Here is a 4,006-nt window from a genome sequence, read left to right as displayed (position 1 = left end):
CCTACAGTGCCGGTGGCCGGGGGTCAAGTTCGCGCTGCACGAAACCGCAGGTCAAATGGCCAACCGCCGCGCGCGGACTTTACCCCCGGACACCGGTGCTGTACCCCCCGGGCTGACGACGCGACCGAGGGGAACGGACCGCACCACCCCACAAGCCGCCGCCGCTGAGACTCACCCAGCCACCCGAGGGAACCGCGCTAGTTTCCCTGAGGTTGTCGAGGCCCGCCGGAGGCCCGGCCCTTCATCACAGTTTTTGACCTTGCGCTGGCTTACTGGAGTTGAAGAGGCCTGAGGTGGGGCGGGGTTGTGAACGCGCGAACCGGCAGCCGACAAGCAAACCCACCACCACGAACCCCGAACCGGCACAACTATGACCGAAGGCCGTAAAAAGCTTTGAAACCCACACCCCAACCGCAACCCGCCCCACAAGCTCTAGCCCCAGCAAACTCCACCCGCCAACGGATCCCGCCCGCCGACCGGCACGTCGCGGAGCACGTCGCGGAGCACATCGCGAACCACATCGCGAAAGCTCCCGGACAAACGTTGCCTGATACATCACTAGCCAGCGCTTTAGCTGACCGCTTCTGCCGCTGACGCTCGGGCCGGCCGCTTCTGTTGGCTAGCGCTTTGGCCGACCCCTTCTGCGGCTAGCGCTTCTGCGGCTGACGCTTCTGCGGCTAAACAGCCACCCGCCAAGCCCGCACCTCAGCCACCGGCCCCGCCTCCCGGGCCGCCCGCTCCCGGTGCTCCTTCGGGCTCACCCCGCGCACCCGCTTGAACGCGGCGCTCAACGCGAACGCGCTCCCGTATCCCACCCGCTCGGCCACCGAGGCGATGGTCGCCGCCGGATCGCGCAGCAGGTCCGCCGACAGCGCCAGCCGCCAGTTCGCCAGGTACGCCATCGGCGGTTCCCCGACCTCCGCGCTGAACCGCCGTGCGAGCGCCGCGCGCGACACATGTGCGGCCTCTGCGAGCGCCGCGACCGTCCAGGGGTGCGCGGGATCGTCGTGGATCAGCCGCAGCGCGGTGCCGACCACCGGGTCGTCCTGCGCGCGGTACCAGGCCGGGGTCTCGACGTCGGGCCGGGCCAGCCAGGTCCGCAGCGCGACCACCGTCAGCAGATCGAGCAGGCGGTCCAGTACCGCGTCCTGGCCCGGGGTCTCGCGGGACACCTCGGCGGCGAGCAGCGGGATCAGCGGGGTGTCGCACTCGCCGTCGCGCAGCACCGCCAGCGGCGGGAGCGCGGCCAGAAGTGGCGCGCAGATCTCGCTGAGTACCTGGTACGTGCCGGTGACCAGGACCGTCGCCCCGTCCGGCGCGTTGCCCCAGCTGCGGGTACCCAGGGTCCGCATGTCGCCCAGATCCTCGCCGTCGGGCGTCATGCAGCGCTGGCCGGGGTGGATCACGGCCTGGGGCGCGGTGGCCGGGTCGTCGGCGAACACGTACGGGTCCGGGCCACGCAGGATCGCCAGGTCGCCGGGCTGCAACCGGGTCGGGGCCCCGGAGTCCGGCACCACCCACCCGGTTCCCGAGATCACCGCGACCAGCGTCAGCGGCGCCCGGTCCTGCACTCGCAGCGACCAGGGCGGGGTGAGGAGCGAACGCAGCAGGAAGGCGCCGTCGGCGCGCGGCCCGTTGAGTAACCCGGCTATGACGTCCATGTCCCGAGGGTAGACGATCGCGTATGGATGTGTGGAGTCTGGACCATTCTGGATCTCACACGGGACAGCTGTACTTGAGTCATGAACACGAGCCAGAACACGAACCAGAACCGAAAGCACGACCAGAGCCAGAACCAGGCCGAGCACCTGACCCTCGTCCTGGGCTCCACCGGCAAGACCGGTCGCCGGGTTGCCGCCCGGCTCGAAGCCGCCGGCATCGCCGTCCGCCGCGGCTCCCGCTCCGCGGACCCGGCCTTCGACTGGCAGGACCCGGCGACCTGGCCGCGTGCGTTGGACGGCGTCACCAACGTCTACCTGTCCTTCTTCCCCGACCTGGCAGTCCCCGGAGCCCCCGAAGCCGTGGCGGCTTTCACCGCCGAAGCCCGGCGCGCCGGAGTGCGACGCGTAGTCCTGCTTTCCGGACGCGGCGAACCGGAAGCGCAGCTGGCCGAGGAGGTCGTCGCCCGCGCCGGACTGGAGTGGACCGTGGTCCGTGCCAGTTGGTTCGCGCAGAACTTCTCCGAGGGCGCGTTCCTGGAGTCGGTCGTGTCTGGAGAGGTGGTGCTACCGGTCGGCGAGGTCGGGGAACCGTTCGTCGACGTCGAGGACATCGCCGAGGTGGCAGTCGCCGCGCTCACGCAGGACGGCCACAACGGACAGATCTATGAGGTGACCGGACCGCGCCTCCTTACCTTCGCGGAAGCGGTGAACGCTATAGCGGAGGCCACAGGACGCGAGATCTCCTTTACATCGATCCCACTGGAGGCCTTCACCGCGTATCTCAAGGAAGAAGGCGAAGCGCCGGAAGTGATCGAGATGCTTGCGTATCTCTTCACTGAAGTCCTGGATGGCCGCAACGCCTATGTAACCGACGGAGTGCAACGCGCTATAGGGCGCCCGCCGCGGGACTTCGCAGAGTACGTCCGTACCGCCGCCGAGAACGGGGCCTGGAAATGAGGACACGAGCAAACGGCAACACGGTCCTGGCCGCCGCGACCGTCGTGACCGGACTCATCGCCGGCGTCTACTACGCCTTCGCCTGCTCCGTGATGTTGGGCCTGGGCGCCTCCAGCGACCGGACCTTCATCGAGGCGATGCAGAACATCAACAAGAAGATCGAGAACCCGGTGTTCTTCCTGACCTTCTTCGGCGCCCTCATCCTCGCGGCCTGGGCCCTGCGCACGTTCCGCCACGACCGCCGCCTCCGCCTGTGGATCGCCGCCGGACTCGCGCTCTACGCGATCGGGCTGCTGACGACGATGGCCGTCAACGTGCCGCTGAACAACCAGCTGGCCGCCGCCGGCAATCCGGCACGGATCACCGACCCGGCGGCCGTGCGTGCCCGGTTCGAGGACACGTGGAACCTGTGGAACATCACGCGGGCGGTGCTCAGCGCGGGCGCCGCGGTGTGCCTGGCGCGGGCGCTGCTCTTGGTGAGCCGCCGCGAGACCGCTGCCCCGTACGAGAACGCCGTCCACGTCGGAGCGCTATAGAGAGCCCGCAATAGTGAGTGCACTGTAGGAAGTCCCAATAGCGAAAGTCAGTCCGACTCCTCCACCCACGCCGCCAGCGCTGCGAAGTCCTCGGCCGCCAGGCCGACCGCCGGATCTATCCGGCGGAGCAGCGCGGGGGCGTCGTGGTGTGTACGGACCCAGTCCCGGTCCGCATCGGTGATCTCGTCATCGATCCACGCGAAGGGGCGCCCCGCGGCCCATGTCACGATGCTGGGAGTCTTCCAGTAGAGCCCGCCGGCCGGCTCCGTCCGCGGCTCGGGCCACGTGATGACCGGCAGCTCCGGCAGACCCAACACCGGGCCGATGTATTCGTTGGCCTCGTGCTGCCATGTAGTCGCCCAGACCAGGGCGTAAGGCAGAGCGGCGAGCGCCGGGCCGTGGTCGGGGTTGAGCCAGACCCGCAGAGGTTTGACGCGCCTGTTCGGCATCCCCAGCTGGGTCAACAGAGACCGCTGCTCCTCCACCCAGGTAGCGGGCAACAGACGGTGGGTCGTATAGCCGTCGGGACGCCGGGGCGGTTTGGCGGCGTAGGGATTCAGGGGTCCGTCTACATCGATTAACAACAGCGGCCTCATGTCCGAACGCTATAGCGCGCACCTCAGAGATGTCGCCGAGATAATCCGGCAACGCGAAGGCCCCGCAGGATCGTCAATCCGGCGGGGCCGTATGCGCGCTCTTCACTGTCGTTCCCCGAATCAGCAGGAGGGCTTGCCTGCCTTACACCCGAGCCGACTGCATCGGCGTCCGCACGCCGTGCCGGTTCAGCGGGACCGTCGCCACCTGGCCCTGGCGCAGCGGCTGCGCGCCCGGGGCGGTGGCGGGGGCCGGGAC

At 69.0% G+C, this 4,006-nt stretch carries 4 protein-coding genes; 2 read left to right on the top strand and 2 right to left on the bottom strand.

Going from position 1 to position 4,006, the window contains the following annotated elements; translation table 11 throughout:
• Nucleotides 1-677: 677 nt before the first annotated feature.
• Nucleotides 678-1,661: an AraC family transcriptional regulator gene (locus tag KGQ19_RS47720; protein WP_212022155.1), complete on the bottom strand. Its 984-nt coding sequence runs from the start codon at nucleotides 1,659-1,661 to the stop codon at nucleotides 678-680.
• A gap of 81 nt (nucleotides 1,662-1,742) precedes the next feature.
• Here KGQ19_RS47720 and KGQ19_RS47715 point away from each other — a divergent pair, with 81 nt between their 5' ends.
• Nucleotides 1,743-2,618 carry an NAD(P)H-binding protein gene (locus KGQ19_RS47715; RefSeq protein ID WP_212022153.1) on the top strand — a complete coding sequence of 292 codons (876 nt, stop codon included), beginning with the start codon at nucleotides 1,743-1,745 and terminating at the stop codon, nucleotides 2,616-2,618.
• Nucleotides 2,615-3,154 (top strand): anthrone oxygenase family protein, encoded by a 540-nt coding sequence (locus KGQ19_RS47710; RefSeq protein WP_212022151.1) that lies wholly within the window; start codon nucleotides 2,615-2,617, stop codon nucleotides 3,152-3,154. The genes KGQ19_RS47715 and KGQ19_RS47710 overlap by 4 nt, the downstream gene beginning before the upstream one ends.
• Before the next feature lie 47 nt (nucleotides 3,155-3,201).
• Here the strand turns inward: KGQ19_RS47710 and KGQ19_RS47705 are convergent, their stop codons facing one another.
• A complete protein-coding gene (locus tag KGQ19_RS47705) occupies nucleotides 3,202-3,750 on the bottom strand; it encodes a hypothetical protein (protein ID WP_368862266.1) in 549 nt (182 codons plus the stop codon).
• Nucleotides 3,751-4,006: the final 256 nt, after the last annotated feature.

The organism is Catenulispora pinistramenti (assembly GCF_018274385.1).
GTDB lineage: Bacteria > Actinomycetota > Actinomycetes > Streptomycetales > Catenulisporaceae > Catenulispora > Catenulispora pinistramenti.
The sequence above is the reverse complement of the archived record's forward strand: the minus strand, read 5'-3'. Positions and strand labels throughout refer to the sequence as shown.

Bases quoted from the DNA above. Each gene is read 5' to 3' on its own strand.
- KGQ19_RS47720 (WP_212022155.1), bottom strand. From the start codon at position 1,661: ATGGACGTCATAGCCGGGTTACTCAACGGGCCGCGCGCCGACGGCGCC.
- KGQ19_RS47715 (WP_212022153.1), top strand. From the start codon at position 1,743: ATGAACACGAGCCAGAACACGAACCAGAACCGAAAGCACGACCAGAGC.
- KGQ19_RS47710 (WP_212022151.1), top strand. From the start codon at position 2,615: ATGAGGACACGAGCAAACGGCAACACGGTCCTGGCCGCCGCGACCGTC.
- KGQ19_RS47705 (WP_368862266.1), bottom strand. From the start codon at position 3,750: ATGAGGCCGCTGTTGTTAATCGATGTAGACGGACCCCTGAATCCCTAC.